General features: G+C 57.9%; 17 protein-coding genes. 11 read left to right on the top strand and 6 right to left on the bottom strand.

Translation table 11 applies throughout. The annotated features are described in order from the left end of the window. Positions 1-27 precede the first annotated feature (27 nt). Entirely contained in the window at positions 28-750 is a 723-nt protein-coding gene (gene deoD, locus FOY96_RS18480; RefSeq protein ID WP_010427122.1) for a purine-nucleoside phosphorylase, read from the top strand. Positions 751-811: 61 nt separating this feature from the next. On the opposite strand, the gene lplA is transcribed toward deoD, so the two are convergent. Beyond that, positions 812-1828: a lipoate--protein ligase gene (gene lplA / locus FOY96_RS18475; RefSeq protein ID WP_143347553.1), complete on the bottom strand. Its 1017-nt coding sequence runs from the start codon at positions 1826-1828 to the stop codon at positions 812-814. 39 nt (positions 1829-1867) lie between these two features. After that, positions 1868-2512, bottom strand: coding sequence for a YtjB family periplasmic protein (locus FOY96_RS18470; protein WP_033144581.1), 645 nt, complete (start codon positions 2510-2512; stop codon positions 1868-1870). Between the two features lie 117 nt (positions 2513-2629). On the opposite strand from FOY96_RS18470, the gene serB reads away from it, so the two are divergent. From serB to nadR, 3 genes are all read left to right on the top strand, one after another. Next, positions 2630-3598 (top strand): phosphoserine phosphatase, encoded by a 969-nt coding sequence (serB, locus tag FOY96_RS18465; protein ID WP_143347552.1) that lies wholly within the window; start codon positions 2630-2632, stop codon positions 3596-3598. A 74-nt stretch (positions 3599-3672) separates the two neighbouring features. Beyond that, complete coding sequence (gene radA / locus FOY96_RS18460; protein ID WP_014068810.1) at positions 3673-5058, top strand: DNA repair protein RadA; 1386 nt, start codon at positions 3673-3675, stop codon at positions 5056-5058. Positions 5059-5095: 37 nt separating this feature from the next. Next, positions 5096-6328 (top strand): multifunctional transcriptional regulator/nicotinamide-nucleotide adenylyltransferase/ribosylnicotinamide kinase NadR, encoded by a 1233-nt coding sequence (gene nadR / locus FOY96_RS18455; protein ID WP_015572616.1) that lies wholly within the window; start codon positions 5096-5098, stop codon positions 6326-6328. A gap of 96 nt (positions 6329-6424) precedes the next feature. Here the strand turns inward: nadR and FOY96_RS18450 are convergent, their stop codons facing one another. Next, entirely contained in the window at positions 6425-7426 is a 1002-nt protein-coding gene (locus FOY96_RS18450; protein WP_143347551.1) for a zinc-binding alcohol dehydrogenase family protein, read from the bottom strand. 108 nt (positions 7427-7534) lie between these two features. On the opposite strand from FOY96_RS18450, the gene FOY96_RS18445 reads away from it, so the two are divergent. Continuing rightward, positions 7535-8434 carry a LysR family transcriptional regulator gene (locus FOY96_RS18445; protein WP_143347550.1) on the top strand — a complete coding sequence of 300 codons (900 nt, stop codon included), beginning with the start codon at positions 7535-7537 and terminating at the stop codon, positions 8432-8434. A 90-nt stretch (positions 8435-8524) separates the two neighbouring features. Here the strand turns inward: FOY96_RS18445 and ettA are convergent, their stop codons facing one another. After that, the gene (gene ettA / locus FOY96_RS18440) at positions 8525-10192 is read right to left on the bottom strand and encodes an energy-dependent translational throttle protein EttA (RefSeq protein ID WP_006810191.1); all 1668 of its coding nucleotides are present in this window, start codon (positions 10190-10192) and stop codon (positions 8525-8527) included. 227 nt (positions 10193-10419) lie between these two features. Between ettA and sltY the strand changes: the two genes are divergently transcribed. Beyond that, positions 10420-12357, top strand: a complete 1938-nt coding sequence (gene sltY / locus FOY96_RS18435; RefSeq protein ID WP_094934493.1) for a murein transglycosylase — start codon at positions 10420-10422, stop codon at positions 12355-12357. A 55-nt stretch (positions 12358-12412) separates the two neighbouring features. Next, entirely contained in the window at positions 12413-12742 is a 330-nt protein-coding gene (gene trpR, locus FOY96_RS18430; protein ID WP_039260875.1) for a trp operon repressor, read from the top strand. Between the two features lie 28 nt (positions 12743-12770). Here trpR and yjjX read toward each other — a convergent pair whose 3' ends face one another. Continuing rightward, complete coding sequence (gene yjjX / locus FOY96_RS18425) at positions 12771-13286, bottom strand: inosine/xanthosine triphosphatase (RefSeq protein ID WP_023334447.1); 516 nt, start codon at positions 13284-13286, stop codon at positions 12771-12773. A 50-nt stretch (positions 13287-13336) separates the two neighbouring features. Here yjjX and gpmB point away from each other — a divergent pair, with 50 nt between their 5' ends. Further along, positions 13337-13984 carry a 2,3-diphosphoglycerate-dependent phosphoglycerate mutase GpmB gene (gene gpmB, locus FOY96_RS18420; protein WP_023310332.1) on the top strand — a complete coding sequence of 216 codons (648 nt, stop codon included), beginning with the start codon at positions 13337-13339 and terminating at the stop codon, positions 13982-13984. On the opposite strand, the gene robA is transcribed toward gpmB, so the two are convergent. Then, entirely contained in the window at positions 13981-14850 is an 870-nt protein-coding gene (robA, locus tag FOY96_RS18415; RefSeq protein ID WP_033144587.1) for an MDR efflux pump AcrAB transcriptional activator RobA, read from the bottom strand. The two genes, gpmB and robA, sit on opposite strands and share 4 nt — an antisense overlap. A 211-nt stretch (positions 14851-15061) precedes the next feature. On the opposite strand from robA, the gene creA reads away from it, so the two are divergent. From creA to creC, 3 genes are read left to right on the top strand one after another with little or no spacing between them, the layout of a single operon-like run. Further along, positions 15062-15532, top strand: coding sequence for a protein CreA (creA, locus tag FOY96_RS18410; protein ID WP_023334448.1), 471 nt, complete (start codon positions 15062-15064; stop codon positions 15530-15532). Positions 15533-15546: 14 nt separating this feature from the next. Beyond that, the gene (gene creB, locus FOY96_RS18405) at positions 15547-16236 is read left to right on the top strand and encodes a two-component system response regulator CreB (protein WP_048979037.1); all 690 of its coding nucleotides are present in this window, start codon (positions 15547-15549) and stop codon (positions 16234-16236) included. Continuing rightward, on the top strand, positions 16236-17660 hold the full coding sequence (creC, locus tag FOY96_RS18400) for a two-component system sensor histidine kinase CreC (RefSeq protein WP_143347549.1): 1425 nt from the start codon (positions 16236-16238) through the stop codon (positions 17658-17660). The genes creB and creC overlap by 1 nt, the downstream gene beginning before the upstream one ends. Positions 17661-17715: the final 55 nt, after the last annotated feature.

Genomic DNA, 17715 nt, shown 5'->3' with positions numbered 1-17715 from the left:
AAAACAACAATGTAAAAGGAACTGAAGATGGCAACTCCTCACATTAACGCAGAAATGGGTGATTTCGCTGACGTCGTATTGATGCCGGGCGACCCGCTGCGCGCGAAGCACATTGCAGAAACTTTCCTGGAAGACGTGCGTGAAGTGAACAACGTTCGCGGCATGCTGGGCTTCACCGGTACCTATAAAGGCCGCAAAATCTCCGTTATGGGCCACGGCATGGGTATCCCATCCTGCTCTATCTACACCAAAGAGCTGATCACCGACTTCGGCGTGAAGAAAATCATCCGCGTAGGCTCCTGCGGCGCGGTGCGCATGGACGTTAAGCTGCGCGACATCGTTATCGGTATGGGCGCCTGCACCGATTCCAAAGTTAACCGCATGCGTTTCAAAGACCATGACTTCGCGGCGATTGCTGACTTCGGCATGGTGCGTGACGCGGTTGACGCGGCAAAAGCGCTGGGCGTTGAAGCGCGCGTGGGTAACATCTTCTCTGCTGACCTGTTCTATGCCCCGGACGGCGGCGAGATGTTCGACGTGATGGAGAAATACGGCATCCTGGGCGTGGAAATGGAAGCGGCAGGTATCTACGGCGTCGCGGCTGAGTTTGGTGCGAAAGCGCTGACCATCTGCACCGTGTCTGACCACATCCGTACCCACGAGCAGACCACCGCTGCCGAGCGTCAGACTACCTTCAACGACATGATCAAAATCGCGCTGGAATCCGTTCTGCTGGGCGATAAAGAGTAATTCTGTCTCTTCCCGCCCTCTCCCTGCGGGAGAGGGCCGGGGTGAGGGCACCAGACCGCACCTAGCGCACGGCCTGTGCAATCCACGCCGACAGCTCCCGCAGCTCTTTTTCCTGCTCCGGGAAATCTCCGATCAACGCGTCGCATTCCTGCTGCAGCATATCCGCCCTGTACAAACAGCCCTGCAAACGTGCCGCCAGCGCCTCTAACGGTGCCGGGTTCAGGCTATCGGTAAACACCTGCGTGCGGGTGATATGGCCTTTCTCCACGTCAAAATGCAGCTCCACGCCGCCCCAGGTAAAACGCTCATCAAGCAGATGGGAAAAGGCAGGAGCCTGACCGAAGTTCCATTCCCAGCTGCTCTGGCGGGCGAAGGTTTCGGCGAAGTTGGGCAGGTCCGGGGTTTTGTCAGGGGAGATGACTTCTGCTTCCACGCGCTCGCCGTAATGTTCAAAGAACGCGTCACGGATGGCATCGCAAATCTGCTCGTACGTAATTCCCGGCAGCAGTTCCACCAGATTTGCCACGCGGCCGCGCACGGAGGTAATTCCTTTGGCCTGGAGCTTTTTCTTATCCGGATTCAGGTAGTTCGCCAGACGGCTGAGGTCAGCGTTCAGCAACAGGGTGCCATGGTGGAACCCGCGATCCATCGTTTCGCGGTAGGCGGAGCCGGAGACCTTCCGGTCGCCCTCGGGGGTTTTCACCACCAGATCGTTACGCCCGGACGCTTCCGCCGTTACGCCGAGTGAATTGAGCGCGTTGAGGACGATGGACGTTGAGATGGTTTTGTCGTATTCCGGTTTGCCCGCCATAAAGGTAAAGCAGGTATTGCCCAGATCGTGAAACACCGCGCCGCCGCCGCTGCTGCGGCGCGCGAGACGGACGTTGTCCTCTTCCATACGCCGCGTATTGCACTCTTTCCACGGGTTTTGCGCGCGGCCGATGACCACCGTATCGGCGTTCCGCCAGAGAAACAGTACGCGCTGGGTGGCGGGCATCTGGCGGAAGATGCACTCTTCTACCGCGAGATTAAACCAGGGATCGTAAGAGTCAGAGATAAGCAGGCGTAACGTCGTCATGGCAAAGTTCCTTTTCCGAATCGTTCGCCTACTTTATCACTAATCTTTCTTCTCGCTCTCTTCGTCTTCGGGGACGGAGTTGCTGGCGGTCAGCAGGAACGGGGATTGCTGCCAGCGCGAGCGCTTGCCGCGAAGCAGGGTGCGCGCCAGCACAACGCCGATGGCGAGTGAAAGCAGCAGCATCAGGCGCAGAATATTGGTGGTATTATCGACCTGTTTGGCTTCAGTAGGCAGGGTGTGGGTATCGAGGGTCAGGCGCAGATAGCCCAGCGGGCCATTCTTCCCCTGAATAGGTTCGACAATCTGCTGGTTAAAGTAGCCCCCGGCTTTTTTCCCGTCCAGCGCCAGCCTGTCGCGCACGTCGACGTGCTCGCCCGCGCGGGCAATCAGGTTGCCTTGCTCATCATAGACGCCGGCATCAAGAATGCGGCTGTTCTCCGTGAGCAGGCGTAAAACCTGGCCTATCCGCTTCTCGTCCGGCGTTTCGGTACGCATGGACGGCGCGACGTTGAGCGTCACCTGGCGCGCCAGCGTGCGGGCCAGCTCTTCAAACTGCGGGTTGCGTTGCCGTTGATGGTTCTGGCTAAACCACGATGCCCCTTGCATCAGCACCACTAATAGTGCGAGACAGGAAAGGACAATCACGGCGCGATGGAGCCGGAATTTCAGTTTTGCGCGAGCCATATTCCACCTGCTGAAAATTTACGGCTTAATGTTGCCAGAAGTGATGGTTACAGGGTAGCCTCATGCGTTATTTTCCCTCTGCAACCTTCCGGCGCGAACGAAATTACAGGAGCTTTAATGCCGAACATTACCTGGTGTGACCTGCCAACGGATGTCTCTTTATGGCCAGGATTGCCGCTCTCTTTAAGTGGCGATGAGGTGATGCCTCTGGATTACCACGCCGGTCGTAGCGGCTGGCTCCTCTACGGACGCGGTCTGGATAAGCAACGCCTGACCCAGTATCAAAGCAAGCTGGGTGCGGCAATGGTCATCGTCGCCGCCTGGTGCGTGGAAGACTACCAGGTTATTCGCCTGGCGGGTTCCCTGACGCAGCGCGCAACGCGTCTGGCGCATGACGCCGGGCTTGACGTCGCGCCGCTGGGCAAAATTCCACACCTGAAAACCCCGGGCCTGCTGGTCATGGACATGGACTCAACCGCCATTCAGATCGAGTGTATTGACGAGATTGCGAAGCTGGCGGGCAGCGGCGAGCTGGTGGCGGAAGTCACCGAACGTGCGATGCGCGGCGAGCTGGACTTCACCGCCAGCCTGCGCCAGCGCGTGGTGACCCTGAAAGGGGCCGATGCCAACATTCTGCGTCAGGTGCGCGACGTGCTGCCGCTGATGCCAGGGCTGACGCAGCTGGTGCTGAAGCTGCAGTCCCTCGGCTGGAAGGTGGCGATTGCTTCCGGTGGCTTCACCTTCTTCGCGGATTACCTGCGGGAAAAACTCCATCTGACCACCGTGGTGGCCAATGAGCTGGAGATCATGGACGGCAAGCTGACTGGCCAGGTGATCGGCGATATCGTTGATGCCCAGTACAAAGCCAATACGCTGACGCGTCTGGCGGAAAAATATGAAATTCCGGTCGTGCAGACCGTCGCCATCGGCGATGGCGCGAACGACCTGCCGATGATCAAAGCCGCCGGTCTGGGCATTGCCTACCATGCCAAGCCAAAAGTGAATGAAAAGACGGAAGTCACTATCCGTCACGCTGACCTGATGGGGGTGTTCTGCATTCTCTCCGGCAGCATTAATCAGAAATAACGGCCTGCTTTGTAGGCCGGGTAAGCGTAAGCGCCACCCGGCACGCAGGCCGCACAGAAATAACGAGGTAAACCGTGGCGAAAGCTCCAAAACGCGCATTTGTCTGTAATGAATGTGGTGCGGATTATCCGCGCTGGCAGGGGCAATGCAGCGCCTGTCATGCCTGGAACACCATCACCGAAGTGCGTGGTGTGGCGGCTTCGCCGAGCGTGGCGCGCAATGAGCGCCTGAGCGGCTATGCCGGTAACGCGGGCGTGGCGAAGGTGCAAAAACTTTCGGACATCAGCCTCGAAGAGCTGCCGCGCTTCTCCACCGGGTTCAAAGAGTTTGACCGCGTGCTCGGCGGCGGCGTGGTGCCGGGTAGCGCGATCCTGATCGGCGGTAACCCGGGCGCGGGTAAATCGACCCTGCTGCTGCAAACGCTCTGCAAGCTTGCCGAACAGATGAAAACCCTGTACGTCACGGGCGAAGAGTCTCTGCAGCAGGTGGCGATGCGCGCGCACCGTCTGGGCCTGCCGACCGGCAACCTGAACATGCTCTCCGAAACCAGCATCGAGCAGATCTGTATGATTGCCGAAGAAGAGCAGCCGAAGCTGATGGTGATCGACTCCATCCAGGTGATGCACATGGCGGACATTCAGTCCTCGCCGGGCAGCGTCGCGCAGGTGCGTGAAACCGCGGCTTACCTGACGCGCTTTGCCAAAACGCGCGGCGTGGCGATTGTGATGGTCGGCCACGTGACCAAAGACGGCTCGCTGGCCGGACCGAAGGTGCTTGAACACTGTATCGACTGCTCCGTGATGCTCGACGGCGACGCGGATTCCCGTTTCCGTACCCTGCGCAGCCACAAGAACCGCTTTGGGGCGGTGAATGAACTGGGCGTGTTTGCCATGACCGAACAAGGGCTGCGCGAAGTCAGCAACCCGTCGGCCATCTTCCTGAGCCGTGGCGATGAGATCACCTCCGGTAGCTCGGTGATGGTGCTGTGGGAAGGGACGCGCCCGCTGCTTGTCGAAATTCAGGCGCTGGTGGACGTGTCGATGATGGGCAACCCGCGGCGCGTGGCGGTCGGTCTGGAACAGAACCGTCTGGCGATCCTGCTGGCGGTGCTGCACCGTCACGGCGGGCTGCAGATGGCGGATCAGGACGTCTTCGTTAACGTGGTCGGCGGCGTCAAAGTCACGGAGACCAGCGCAGACCTGGCGCTGCTGCTGGCGATGGTCTCCAGCCTGCGCGACAGGCCGCTGCCGCAGGACCTGGTCGTCTTCGGCGAAGTGGGCCTCGCCGGAGAAATCCGTCCGGTACCCAGCGGCCAGGAGCGTATCTCCGAGGCGGCAAAACACGGTTTCCGCCGGGCGATAGTTCCCGCCGCCAACGTGCCGAAAAAGATCCCGGAAGGGATGCAGGTTTTCGGCGTGAAAAAACTCGCTGATGCGTTAAATGTCTTTGACGACTTATAATTACGTAAATTTGATTTTGCAGGAGGCACCGTAATTTATGTCATCATTTGACTACATCAAGACCGCAATCCGCCAGAAGGGCTGCACGCTGCAGCAGGTGGCGGACGCCAGCGGTATGACCAAAGGCTACCTGAGCCAGCTGCTGAACGCCAAAATCAAAAGCCCCAGCGCGCAGAAGCTCGAAGCGCTGCACCGCTTTCTGGGGCTGGAGTTCCCGCGTATGCAAAAGAACATCGGCGTGGTGTTCGGCAAGTTTTACCCTCTGCATACCGGACATATCTATCTGATCCAGCGCGCCTGTAGCCAGGTTGACGAGCTGCACATCATCATGGGCTACGACGAAACCCGTGACCGTCAGCTGTTTGAAGACAGCGCCATGTCGCAGCAGCCGACCGTGCCGGACCGCCTGCGCTGGCTGCTCCAGACATTTAAGTACCAGAAAAATATTCGTATTCATGCCTTTAACGAAGAGGGCATGGAGCCGTATCCGCACGGCTGGGACGTGTGGAGCAACGGCATCAAAGCGTTTATGGAAGAGAAGGGCATTGCGCCTAACTGGATCTACACCTCTGAAGAGTCCGACGCGCCGCAGTTCCGCGAGCATCTGGGCATCGAGACGGTGCTGATCGACCCGAAACGCACCTTTATGAACATCAGCGGGGCGCAGATCCGCGAAAACCCGTTCCGCTACTGGGATTACATTCCGACCGAAGTGAAGCCGTTCTTTGTGCGTACCGTCGCGATCCTGGGCGGCGAGTCGAGCGGTAAATCAACGCTGGTCAACAAGCTGGCGAATATCTTCAACACCACCAGCGCGTGGGAGTACGGCCGCGATTATGTCTTCTCGCACCTTGGCGGCGACGAGATGGCGCTGCAGTATTCCGACTACGACAAAATCGCGCTCGGTCATGCCCAGTACATTGATTTTGCGGTCAAATACGCCAACAAAGTGGCGTTTATCGATACCGATTTCGTCACCACACAGGCGTTCTGTAAAAAATACGAAGGGCGCGAGCACCCGTTCGTGCAGGCGCTGATTGACGAATACCGCTTTGACCTGGTGATCCTGCTGGAAAACAACACCCCGTGGGTGGCCGACGGCATGCGCAGCCTCGGCAGCTCCGTGGACAGGCGAGAGTTTCAGACCATGCTGGTGGAGATGCTCAACGAAAACAACGTTGAGTTTGTCCATGTTGAAGAGTCTGATTACGACTCCCGTTTCCTGCGCTGCGTCGAGCTGGTGAAGGAGATGATGGGGGAGCAGGGGTAAAAACTTACCCCTCACCCTAACCCTCTCCCACAGGGAGAGGTGACTTTAACCTCCCTCTCCCTGTGGGAGAGGGCCGGGGTGAGGGCATCAAGCCACTCAGAACTCAACCACCACTTTCCCCCGCATATGTCCCTCCAGCACTTTACGGTGCGCCTCGGTAATGCTTTCCACGCTCAGCCCGTGCAGCGTTTCGCTGAGCGAACTTTCAACCACGCCGTTATCCACCAGTTTTGCCACCTCATTGAGGATCTCCCCCTGACGCGCCATATCCGCGGTCTGGTACATGCTGCGGGTGTACATAAACTCCCAGTGCAGGGCGGCGGATTTGGACTTCAGCTTGTCCTGGTTCAGCGGACGTTCATTTTCAACGATGGAACAGATATGCCCCTGCGGCGCAATCAGTTCGCTGACCGCATCCCAGTGCCCGTCGGTGTCGTTGAGGATGAAAATGTAATCCACAAAGGTGAGCCCCTGTTTCGCCAGCTCGCCTTTCAGATCGCGGTAGTTGACGACAATATCAGCCCCGCGATCGCGGCACCACCGGGCGGAATCTTCTCGTGAAGCCGTTGCGACGATCTTCACCTTGCTGTTGTGCTTCGCAAAGGGGATCGCCAGCGATCCCACGCCGCCCGCGCCGCCGATGATCAGCAGCGTTTTGTCCGCCCCGGCATCCTGAATGTTCAGGCGTTCAAACAGACCTTCCCACGCGGTGAGAGCGGTCAACGGCAGTGCAGCGGCAGCCGCCCAGCCGAGGCTGGCAGGCTTGTGGCCGACTATGCGTGCATCAATCAGCTGGTGCGTGGTGTTGCTGCCCGGGCGGGTGATGTCGCCCGCGTACCAGACCTCGTCACCCGGCTTAAATCCGGTCACGCCAGCCCCCACCGCTTTGACGATCCCGCTGGCATCCCAGCCGAGGATGCGCGGCTCGTTCAGCCCGTTTTTAGCGATGCCCGCGTGGACTTTGGTATCGACCGGGTTAACGGAGACGGCCTTCACCTCTACCAGCAGATCGTGCTCGCCGGGCCGCGGCATTGGCGGGGTGATTTCAATGAAGATGGACGGATTTTCTGGGTTAACGGCAATGGCTTTAACAGACATGGTGTGCTCCTCAATGGAATGCGTTTTGTTGAGGCTAGTCTATAAAGTGGCCAGCTGCGTGATAAGATGGACAATCAAGAACTCAGCGTTCGTACAGGGTGAACAATCATGTTTAAACAGCTGCAGGATATGGCGCTGTTCGCGCTGGTGGCGGAGATGGGCAGCTTTACCGCGGCGGCGCAGAAGGCCGAACTGCCGAAATCCAGCGTTAGTCAGCGAATTAGCCAGCTGGAGCAGCAGGTGGGTATCCGCCTTCTGAACCGCACCACGCGCAGGATCAGCCTCACGTTTGCGGGCGAGCACTATCTGGTGCACTGTCGTGAGATGCTGGCGGCCAGCGAGCGGGCAGAGTACGCCATTCAGCGGCTGCGCGAAAACCCGAGCGGGCGGCTGCGGATCACCTGTCCGGCGGGAATAGGGGCGACGCTGCTGGCGCACATGAATGCCGAGTTTCAGCTTCGCTATCCTGACGTTTCGCTGGATGTGTCGATCTCTGATGACGTGGTGGATCTGGTCGAGGCCGGTTTTGACGTGGCGCTGCGCACCGGCAAGCCGCAGGACTCCTCCCTGATTGGCCGGATGATCGGGCACTGCCCGCGCTACATGCTGGCCTCACCGGACTATCTGGCGCGTCGGGATCCGCTGACGCATCCCCGTCAGCTGGTGGAGCACCGCTGTATCACGCACCGGGCGTGGTCGGAGTGGCTTCTGCGAAGCGAGAGCGAGGATTACCGCTACCTGCCGGATAACGCGCACATGACCGATAATCTGGTCTACGCCCGCGAGTGTGCGATTGCCGGGGCGGGGATCACGATGCTTCCCGCCTTCCTGGTAGAAGATAAAATTGAAAAAGGGGCGCTGGTTCAGGTGCTGCCGGAGTGGAATGTTGAAGGTAACGATCTGTGGCTGGCCTACCCAAGCCGCAAGCTGAATTCGCCTGCGCTGATGAGCTATATCGACTTTGCGATGCAGTTTGACGAGGTGAAGCGGTATTACGTGGGTGGGTGAGTTTGTGCGGCATGATGCCCTCACCCTGGCCCTCTCCCACGGGGAGAGGGTACAAACATAAAAACGGCAACCGAAGTTGCCGTTTTGCTTTTATTTCGCAATACGCTTGTACTTAATACGCTTCGGCTCCAGCGCGTCGGCGCCCAGCGTGCGTTTCTTGTACTCTTCGTATTCGGTGAAGTTACCTTCGAAGAACTCCACTTTACCTTCGTCCTGATAGTCCAGGATGTGGGTCGCGATACGGTCCAGGAACCAGCGGTCGTGCGAGATAACCATCGCACAGCCCGGGAACTCCAGCAGGGCGTTTTCCAGCGCGCGCAGGGTTTCGATATCCAGGTCGTTTGTTGGTTCATCGAGCAGCAGAACGTTACCGCCCACCTGCAGCAGCTTCGCCAGGTGCAGACGACCGCGCTCGCCGCCGGACAGTTCGCCCACGCGTTTGCCCTGGTCGGTGCCTTTGAAGTTAAAGCGGCCAACATAGGCGCGGCTTGGCATCTCGGTGTTGCCGATACGCATGATATCCAGACCGCCGGACACTTCTTCCCACACGGTTTTGCTGTTATCCATTGCGTCACGGAACTGGTCAACGGAGGCCAGCTTCACGGTTTCACCCAGGGTGATAGAGCCGCTGTCAGGCTGTTCCTGACCGGACATCATGCGGAACAGGGTCGATTTACCCGCGCCGTTCGGACCGATGATGCCAACGATAGCGCCTTTCGGTACGGAGAAGGTCAGGTCGTCGATCAGCAGACGGTCGCCGTAGGACTTACGCAGGTTGGTCACTTCAACCACTTTATCCCCCAGACGTGCTCCAGGTGGAATAAACAGTTCGTTGGTTTCGTTACGTTTCTGGTATTCGGTGTTGTTCAGCTCTTCGAAGCGTGCCAGACGGGCTTTGCCCTTAGACTGACGGCCTTTCGCGCCCTGACGAACCCACTCCAGCTCTTTCTCGATAGACTTACGACGCGCCGCTTCCTGAGAAGCTTCCTGCGCCAGACGCTGATCTTTCTGCTCCAGCCAGGAAGAGTAGTTGCCTTCCCACGGAATGCCTTCACCGCGGTCCAGCTCCAGGATCCAGCCGGCGACGTTGTCGAGGAAGTAACGGTCGTGGGTAATCGCCACAACGGTGCCTTCGAAGTCGTGCAGGAAGCGTTCCAGCCACGCCACGGATTCTGCGTCCAGGTGGTTAGTCGGTTCGTCGAGCAGCAGCATGTCTGGTTTTTCCAGCAGCAGGCGGCACAGCGCCACGCGACGGCGTTCACCCCCGGAGAGGTTCGCGATTTTCGCATCCCAGTCCGGCAGACGCAGGGCATCAGCCGCGCGCTCCAGCTGCACGTTCAGGTTGTGACCGTCGTGCGCCTGGATGATTTCTTCATACTTGCCCTGCTGCGCGGCCAGCTTGTCGAAGTCCGCATCCGGCTCAGCGTATTTGGCATACACTTCATCCAGACCTTTCAGCGCGTTGACCACTTCGGATACCGCTTCTTCAACGGATTCGCGAACGGTATGTTCCGGGTTCAGCTGAGGTTCCTGCGGCAGGTAACCAATCTTGATGCCAGGCTGCGGACGGGCTTCACCTTCGATGTCTGTATCAATGCCGGCCATGATGCGCAGCAGGGTGGACTTACCGGCACCGTTGAGACCCAGAACACCGATTTTTGCGCCCGGGAAGAAGCTCAGCGAGATATTTTTAAGAATATGACGTTTCGGCGGGACAACTTTGCCGACACGATGCATGGTATAAACGAATTGAGCCACGTTGGACTTCGCCTCTTTTATCGTAATGAGAAGGAATTTCAGCCTCGAAGTGTAGCCTTTTTCACGTCCTAATCCCAGCCAGGAACGTCGGGAGTGTTAAAACGCGCAAGAAAGGTAAAAAAGTGTCCATGACGTGGCGCGTTGAAGAATGCCTGGTTAGCATACGTTAATTAGACTTTGACGTGGCAAGACGCTGCAATTGACGAAAAAACAATGAGGAAGAGCTTGTGGAAAAAGCCAAACGGGTGGTCTGGCGTCTGCTGGCTGCCAGCGTATGCGTAATGGCGGTAAGCCAGGCGGTGCATGCCGATTCACTGGATGAACAACGTAACCGCTACGCCCAGATTAAACAGGCGTGGGACAACAAGCAGATGGATACCGTGCAGGCGCTGATGCCGACGCTAAAGGATTATCCGCTGTATCCGTATCTGGAGTATCGCCAGATAACCGACGATCTGATGAACCAGCCTACCGTCACCGTGAATAACTTCATTCAGGCGAACCCGACCCTGCCGCCTGCCAGAAATCTCCAGTCTCGTTTTGTGAATGAGCTGGCGCGTCGTGAAGACTGGCGCGGCCTGCTGGCGTTTAGCCCGGAAAAGCCGAACGCCACCGAAGCGCAGTGTAACTATTACTACGCAAAATGGGCGACCGGCCAGCAGGAAGAGGCCTGGACCGGAGCTAAAGAGCTCTGGCTGACCGGAAAAAACCAGCCGAACGCCTGTGATTCCCTGTTTAGCGCGTGGCGTGCTTCCGGCAAGCAGGATCCCCTGTCCTACCTTGAGCGCATCCGTCTGGCGATGAAAGCCGGTAACACGCGTCTGGTGACCACGCTGGCGGGGCAGATGCCGTCCGATTACCAGACGATCTCCACGGCGGTTATCTCACTGGCTAACGATCCAAACAGCGTCCTGACCTTTGCCCGCAGTACGGGCGCGACCGATTTTACCCGCCAGATGGCGGCGGTGGCCTTTGCCAGCGTGGCGCGTGACGATGTCGAAAACGCGCGGCTGATGATCCCGCAGCTGGTGCAGGCGCAGCAGCTCAATGAGGAGCAAACCCAGGAGCTGCGCGACATCGTGGCGTGGCGACTGATGGGCACCGATGTGACCGATGAACAGGCGCGCTGGCGTGACGATGCCATTATGCGTTCGAATTCTACGTCGCTGGTGGAACGCCGCGTGCGCATGGCGCTGGGCACGGGCGATCGCCGTGGGCTGAATACCTGGCTCGCGCGGTTGCCTATGGAGGCCAAAGAGAAAGACGAATGGCGCTACTGGCAGGCCGATCTGCTGATGGAGCGCGGTCGTGATGATGAGGCCAAAGAGATCCTCCATTCGCTGATGCAGCAGCGCGGATTTTACCCAATGGCTGCCGCGCAGCGTCTGGGCGAGGAATACACTTTCCGTATAGATAAAGCGCCTGCCAACGCGAACCCGGCGCTGACGCAGGGGCCTGAAATGGCGCGCGTTCGCGAGCTGATGTACTGGAATATGGATAACACCGCGCGCAGCGAGTGGGCGAATCTGGTGACCAGCCGCACCACCGATGAGAAAGCCCAGCTTGCCCGCTATGCGTTTGATAATCACTGGTGGGATCTCAGCGTGCAGGCGACGATCGCCGGCAAGCTTTGGGATCATCTGGAAGAGCGTTTCCCGCTGGCGTACAAAGATCTGTTCGATCGCTACACCAGCGGCAAAGATATCCCGCAAAGCTACGCGATGGCGATTGCCCGTCAGGAGAGCGCGTGGAACCCGAAAGTCCGTTCCCCGGTGGGCGCCAGCGGCCTGATGCAGATTATGCCGGGCACGGCGACGCACACGGTGAAGATGTTTAATATTCCTGGCTACAGCAGTCCGTCGCAGCTTCTGGATCCGGATACCAACATCAACATCGGTACCAGCTATCTCCAGTACGTGTATCAGCAGTTTGGCAATAACCGCATCTTCTCTTCGGCGGCGTATAACGCGGGTCCTGGGCGCGTACGCACCTGGCTCGGCAACAGCGCCGGACGCATCGACGCCGTGGCTTTTGTGGAGAGCATTCCGTTCTCGGAAACGCGCGGCTACGTGAAGAACGTGCTGGCCTATGACGCTTACTATCGCTACTTCATGGGGCAGAAAGATACCCTGATGAGCGATGCCGAGTGGCAGAGACGTTACTGATCGGCGTGGGTTGTGTTATGCTGTACTCGCTAAAGAGTACAAGAGGCAGCATAACATGACCCAGCATTCCCCGTATTCCTCGGCAATGGCCGAACAACGTCATCTGGAGTGGCTTCGTTTTGTGGAGCTGCTGCGTCAGTCTTACGAACAGGATCTGCATTTACCCCTTATGCAGCTGATGCTCACGCCGGACGAGCGTGAGGCGCTGGGCACCCGCGTGCGGATCATTGAAGAGTTGCTGCGCGGCGAGATGAGCCAGCGCGAGCTGAAAAATGAGCTCGGCGCGGGTATTGCAACGATCACCCGAGGCTCGAACAGCCTGAAGTCGGCCCCGGTTGAGCTGCGCCAGTGGCTGGAAGCGGTATTGCTGAAAGACGCCGGATGACGGCTTTGCCTTATCCGGCCAAAAAAACTTACCGATAAATCGCGTTATGGAACGGGCTTAAGGCCAGAATCACGGCCTGATGATAAACGCCTGAACGCGTCAGCGCACCTGCGGTAAAGACGCCAATCGCCCCTTCTTTACGGCCAATCTCATCGATTCCGGTGTACTGCGACATCACCGGCCCGAGCGCTTCACCCGCACGGACTTTTTCCAGAATGATCTCCGGCAGCGGCAGGGTGGCCGAACGCGCTTCACCGCGCTGCTCGCGGCTTTCGATGACAACCCAGCTAAAGGTTGCGCCTTCGTCGATACCTGCTTCAATCGCTACCCAAAAGTCAGCATTCGGTGCCGCGGCCTTAGCGTTTGCCACGCGATTTCGTGCGCCAGCGCGCGTTTCCTCGCTGCCAAACGGCTGTTCAGGTACGCCACTCTCGACGCCGATGGCCTCAATATGGCAGGATCCTGCGCCGAAGATCTCGTCAAATGCCCTTAGAATTGCCTGAATTTTGGCAGGATTAGTGGTAGCAGAGACAACATGGTGCATAATTAAGCTCGATTCAAAAAAAACTCATCGCAGTATAACGGAAAAAAAGCATGTTACAGGTATACCTTGTTCGCCACGGTGAAACGCAGTGGAACGCCGAGCGACGTATTCAAGGCCAGTCAGACAGTCCTCTCACCGAGAAGGGTGTGCAGCAAGCGTGGCAGGTGGCGGAACGCGCCAGAACGCTGGGTATTACCCACGTGATCACCAGCGATTTAGGTCGCACACAGCAGACGGCGCGCATCATCGCAGATGCCTGCGGCTGTGACGTCATGCTGGAGCCGCGCCTGCGCGAGCTGGATATGGGCGTGCTGGAGAAACGCCATATCGATACGCTGACGGAAGCGGAGGAGGGCTGGCGCCGCACGCTGGTGAACGGTACCGAAGATGGCCGTATTCCTGAAGGCGAATCCATGCAGGAGCTTAGCGTACGCATGCATGCCGCGCTGGCGGAATGCCTGAAGCTGCCGGCGGGAAGCCGTCCGCTGCTGGTGAGTCACGGGATTGCGTTGGGTTGCCTGGTGAGCACCATTCTGGGGTTACCGGCTTACGCTGAGCGCCGTTTGCGCCTGCGCAACTGCTCCATTTCCCGGATTGATTATCAGGAAAGCGCGTGGCTGGCGTCGGGCTGGGTAGTGGAGATGGCAGGGGACATTTCGCATCTTGATGCCCCTGCGCTTGACGAACTGCAGCGTTAACGACGTATCGGAATCAAGAATTCCATACGCAGATTGATTGGGCCTTCTTCCGGTTTGGCATCCTGCGCCGGGTAGTAGCGCTCAATGTCCTGACCTTTACGGCGATTCAGATTCAGCATCGGCATGCAGGTTCCGTAAACGGTCAGGATAAACTCCTGAACCCCCGTTCCCAGCCCTTCATAGGCGAACATCACGTATTCGCCGCCTTCCAGCACGACTGGCTTCGAACCCTGAATATACCCGTTGGCCATCTCTGGCGTCAGCGCGGTGGTGTAGAACACCTCCTGCTCGTCGTCTTTTTCCTGGCTTGGGTGCGTTTCGTTGAGGCCATACAGGATTGGCGGGATCGTCGGTGCGTGGCTCAGGAAGTCGCGCCAGAACTGGACGCGCATCTGATGACGGAACTCTGAAATCTGCTCCAGTGAACAGGAGTAGCTTTGTGTCGTGCCGATCAGATGGGTTTCAGGCAACGTGACAATTTCGTATTTCGGCATTGCGAATTCGCCCAGACGCAGCGGCGGACGCATGCCAAACGAGCTCCAGTCAGGCGAGCGACGATAAAGCGCTGGCGTCAACGAGAACTGTTTTTTAAAGGCGCGGGTGAAGGTCTGCTGTGAATCGAAACGATATTGCAGGGCAATATCCAGAATAGGCCGCGCGGTCAGGCGCAATGCCACAGCAGATTTTGATAAACGACGTGCGCGAATATAGGCCCCGATAGCATGACCGGTGACATCCTTGAACATCCTTTGCAGATGCCACTTGGAATAGCCTGCTTTAGCCGCCACATTATCCAGTGACAAAGGCTGGTCGAGATGACCTTCCAGCCAGGTGAGCAGGTCGCGAATAATTCCAGCCTGATCCATATACTATCCTCATCCTTAAAACAGCAGGTGCCTGATAACAGGTTAGCGGATAATAGCATTTTTTGATGTTTTAGCATTCAGTGTTTTTTTTGCGCATTCATGCTTTTTAGAGCACATTACAGGCAGATATATTCTAATCCTGTGATCTTGCTACATTTTTGTCTAAAGTGTTGAATAATCGCTCAGTGTAATTTTAAAGAATGGTAACAATATGAAATACAAGACTTTGATCTTCACCGCGTTGATGCTGATGGTCGGGCGCGTGGCGCAGGCAGAACAGATTGGCTCCGTCGATACCGTGTTCAAAATGTTCGGCCCGGACCACAAAATCGTGGTGGAGGCGTTTGACGATCCGGACGTGAAAAACGTCACCTGCTACGTCAGCCGCGCGAAAACGGGTGGTATCAAAGGCGGGCTGGGACTGGCGGAAGATACCTCCGATGCGGCGATTTCCTGTCAGCAGGTGGGGCCGGTTGAGTTAAGCGATAAAATTAAAAACGGCAAAGCGCAGGGCGACGTGGTGTTCCAGAAACGGACCTCACTGGTGTTCAAAAAGCTGCAGGTGGTGCGTTTCTATGATGCCAAACGCAACACCCTGGCTTACCTTGCCTACTCTGACAAAGTGGTGGAAGGCTCGCCGAAAAACGCGATCAGCGCGGTGCCGATTATGCCGTGGCATTAATTCAGGGATGAACTATGCAACAACCTGTGGTCTGGCTGGTTGAAGACGAAACCAGTATCGCCGATACGCTGATCTACATGCTTCAGCAGGAAGGATTCGCGGTAAAGGCGTTTGAACGCGGTTTACCCGTGCTGGAGGAGGCGCGGCGGCAGGTTCCGGCGCTCGCTATTCTGGACGTCGGGCTGCCGGACATCAGTGGATTTGAGCTTTGCCGCCAGCTTCTGGCGCAGCATCCCTCACTGCCCGTGCTGTTTCTGACGGCGCGCAGTGATGAGGTAGACAAGCTGCTTGGCCTGGAAATGGGGGCTGATGACTACGTTGCGAAACCTTTCTCCCCTCGTGAAGTCTGCGCCCGGGTGCGGACGATTTTACGGCGCATGCAAAAATCCGCTGCGCCAGCAGCAACGTTGCGTATCGGGCAGTTTGAACTGAACGAGCCTGCCGCGCGAATCAGCTGGTGCGGGGAAGCATTGCCCCTGACCCGCTACGAATTCTTGCTGCTCAAAACCTTGTTGCAGGCCCCCGGGCGGGTCTTTTCTCGTCAGCAGCTCATGGACAAGGTGTGGGGTGAAGACGGCGACAGCTTCGATCGTACCGTGGACACCCACATCAAAACCCTGCGCGCCAAGCTGCGGGCTGTGAACGAGGAACTCTCACCCATCAGCACCCATCGCGGTATGGGCTACAGTCTGGGCCTTTACTGATGCGCATTGGGATGCGGCTATTGCTGGGGTACTTCCTGATCGTGGCCATCGCCGCGTGGTTTGTGCTGTCGATCTTTGTTCAGGAAGTAAAGCCCGGCGTGCGCAGGGCAACCGAGGGCACGTTAATCGATACCGCGACCCTGCTGGCTGAAATTGGGCGTAATGATTTGCTTTCGGGCCATGCGCAGCAGGGCAAACTGGCGCAGGCCTTTTCTCAGCTACATCAGCGCCCTTTCCGCGCCAATATCGGCGGGATCCATAAAGTGCGTAACGAGTACCACGTCTACATGACCGATGCGCAGGGCCGCGTCGTGTTTGATTCCGCCGGTCTGGCCGTGGGTCAAGATTACTCGCGCTGGAACGATGTCTGGCTGACGCTTCGCGGCGAATACGGCGCGCGCAGTACCCAGAGCCATCCTGACGATCCGGAGAGCACGGTGATGTATGTGGCCGCGCCGGTTGTGGAGCAGGGCAAGATTATCGGCGTGCTGTCGGTCGGGAAACCTAACAGCGCGATGGCACCGGTTATCCATCGCAGCGAGCGGCGGATCCTGTGGGCAGGCGGGGCGCTGCTCGGCATTGCCCTGCTGATTGGCCTCGTTGTGGTGTGGTGGATCAATCGATCTATCGCGACGTTATCGCGCTATGCCGACTCGGTGACCACGGACACGCCTCTCCCGCTGCCTAATCCTGGCAGCAGCGAACTGCACAAGCTGGCCCTAGCGCTGGAAAATATGCGCATTCGCCTTGAGGGGAAAAACTACATTGAACACTATGTCCATGCGCTGACCCACGAGCTGAAAAGCCCCATCGCCGCCATACGCGGCGCGGCGGAAATTCTCGCCGAGCAGCCGCCGCCGCAGGTGGCCGCGCGGTTTATCGATAATATTCTGGCGCAAAACGCGCGCATGCAGTCGTTGGTTGAAAAACTGCTCACCCAGGCGCGGCTTGAAAATCGCGTCGAGATTACGCCTCAGACCGTCCGTGTCGACCTGCTGTTTACGCGTCTTGCCGACGCGCGCTCGGCGCTGCTGGCGGCAAAAGAGATTAGGCTGACCCTCCAGCCCGCTTCGCTTCATGTTGAAGGCGATCCCGACCTGCTCGAACAGGCGCTCGGTAATTTGCTGGATAACGCTATCGATTTTACGCCGCAGGGCGGCGCCATTGAACTGGCGGCCCGGGAAGAGCAGGGGCAGATACAGCTGATCGTCACCGACAGCGGAAGCGGGATCCCGGATTACGCGCTGGATCGTATTTTTGAACGCTTTTATTCTCTGCCGCGGGATAACGGGTTGAAGAGCAGCGGGCTCGGGCTGGCGTTTGTTCAGGAGGTGGCGCGTCTGCATCAGGGAGAGATTATATTGCGTAATCGTGATGAAGGTGGCGTGATGGCCACGCTGATACTTCACCGTCCCTTCACATAACTTCAAACTGACCCCACACAGCCTGGTTACGCTCTCCTCATCATAAAGGAGACGT

The organism is Enterobacter asburiae, from assembly GCF_007035645.1.
Taxonomy (GTDB): Bacteria; Pseudomonadota; Gammaproteobacteria; order Enterobacterales; family Enterobacteriaceae; genus Enterobacter; species Enterobacter asburiae_B.
The sequence above is the reverse complement of the archived record's forward strand: the minus strand, read 5'-3'. Positions and strand labels throughout refer to the sequence as shown.

What these genes read in the sequence shown, in the direction of transcription:
- deoD (WP_010427122.1), top strand. Translation starts at nt 28, where the DNA reads ATGGCAACTCCTCACATTAACGCAGAAATGGGTGATTTCGCTGACGTC.
- lplA (WP_143347553.1), bottom strand. Translation starts at nt 1,828, where the DNA reads ATGACGACGTTACGCCTGCTTATCTCTGACTCTTACGATCCCTGGTTT.
- FOY96_RS18470 (WP_033144581.1), bottom strand. Translation starts at nt 2,512, where the DNA reads ATGGCTCGCGCAAAACTGAAATTCCGGCTCCATCGCGCCGTGATTGTC.
- serB (WP_143347552.1), top strand. Translation starts at nt 2,630, where the DNA reads ATGCCGAACATTACCTGGTGTGACCTGCCAACGGATGTCTCTTTATGG.
- nadR (WP_015572616.1), top strand. Translation starts at nt 5,096, where the DNA reads ATGTCATCATTTGACTACATCAAGACCGCAATCCGCCAGAAGGGCTGC.
- FOY96_RS18450 (WP_143347551.1), bottom strand. Translation starts at nt 7,426, where the DNA reads ATGTCTGTTAAAGCCATTGCCGTTAACCCAGAAAATCCGTCCATCTTC.
- FOY96_RS18445 (WP_143347550.1), top strand. Translation starts at nt 7,535, where the DNA reads ATGTTTAAACAGCTGCAGGATATGGCGCTGTTCGCGCTGGTGGCGGAG.
- trpR (WP_039260875.1), top strand. Translation starts at nt 12,413, where the DNA reads ATGACCCAGCATTCCCCGTATTCCTCGGCAATGGCCGAACAACGTCAT.
- yjjX (WP_023334447.1), bottom strand. Translation starts at nt 13,286, where the DNA reads ATGCACCATGTTGTCTCTGCTACCACTAATCCTGCCAAAATTCAGGCA.
- gpmB (WP_023310332.1), top strand. Translation starts at nt 13,337, where the DNA reads ATGTTACAGGTATACCTTGTTCGCCACGGTGAAACGCAGTGGAACGCC.
- robA (WP_033144587.1), bottom strand. Translation starts at nt 14,850, where the DNA reads ATGGATCAGGCTGGAATTATTCGCGACCTGCTCACCTGGCTGGAAGGT.
- creA (WP_023334448.1), top strand. Translation starts at nt 15,062, where the DNA reads ATGAAATACAAGACTTTGATCTTCACCGCGTTGATGCTGATGGTCGGG.
- creB (WP_048979037.1), top strand. Translation starts at nt 15,547, where the DNA reads ATGCAACAACCTGTGGTCTGGCTGGTTGAAGACGAAACCAGTATCGCC.
- creC (WP_143347549.1), top strand. Translation starts at nt 16,236, where the DNA reads ATGCGCATTGGGATGCGGCTATTGCTGGGGTACTTCCTGATCGTGGCC.